The sequence below is a fragment of the Collinsella sp. CLA-ER-H4 genome (assembly GCF_040092395.1).
Taxonomy (GTDB): Bacteria; Actinomycetota; Coriobacteriia; order Coriobacteriales; family Coriobacteriaceae; genus Collinsella.
Genome location: NZ_JBBNLQ010000033.1, coordinates 1 through 732, shown reverse-complemented (window position 1 = coordinate 732; position 732 = coordinate 1). Strand labels below are relative to the sequence as shown.

The window sequence follows — 732 nt, the reverse complement described above, 5'->3', positions numbered from 1 at the left end:
GGGACCTCGGACGTTTTTCCGGACCATGTCCCGGCGCTATGCCGCATGGCCCCTCTCCTCGCGATACTCCCTAATGGTCTTCCATCCTAGGTCCTTCTTGAGCTTGCCGTCCCTGTACCACTCGATATATTCGCCGAGCAGGCGGGAGAACTCGTCGAACGGCACGCCGGTCCAGTCCCTGCCCTCGAAGAAGTCGCACTTGAGCGTGCCGAAGAACCCCTCGGCGCGCGCGTTGTCGGGGCTCCGGGCCCTCCTCGACATCGAGCGCACCACCCCGGGGCCGCACGCCTCGCGCCACTCGCGCCCCATGTAGACGGCGCCGCCGTCGGTGTGCACCGTGAGCGGCCGGTCCTCGGTCGGCCCGACTATCCCCACCAGGTCCCTGAGCATGCCGACCATCAGGTCGGAGTCGGCGTGGACCGAGACCCTCCAGCAGATCGGCCACCCGTCGAAGCAGTCGATCGCGGGCGACAGGTACGCCCTGTACCCGTCGAGCCTGAACTCCGTGACGTCGGTGACCACGAGCAGGCCGGGCGCGGGCGCGCGGAAGTCGTGCGTCCCGTCCGCGCGCAGTGGGACGTTGGCCGGGCGCTCCGCGAGCTCGCCCCGGTAGCTGCGGTACCTCGCCCTCCGGCGCATCTGCGCCGCCTTGCGGGCGACCAGGCCCTCCTCGCGCATGATCCGGCGCACGACCTTCTCGGGCGCGACGACGGGGCTCTCGGCGTCCCCGGG

1 protein-coding gene is annotated in these 732 nt (G+C 70.5%); it reads right to left on the bottom strand.

Features of this window, described 5'->3' with window-relative positions; genetic code table 11:
• Positions 1-36: 36 nt before the first annotated feature.
• A partial coding sequence (locus tag AAAX34_RS09425; protein ID WP_349111075.1) for a DDE-type integrase/transposase/recombinase occupies positions 37-732 on the bottom strand: 696 nt, incomplete at its 5' end.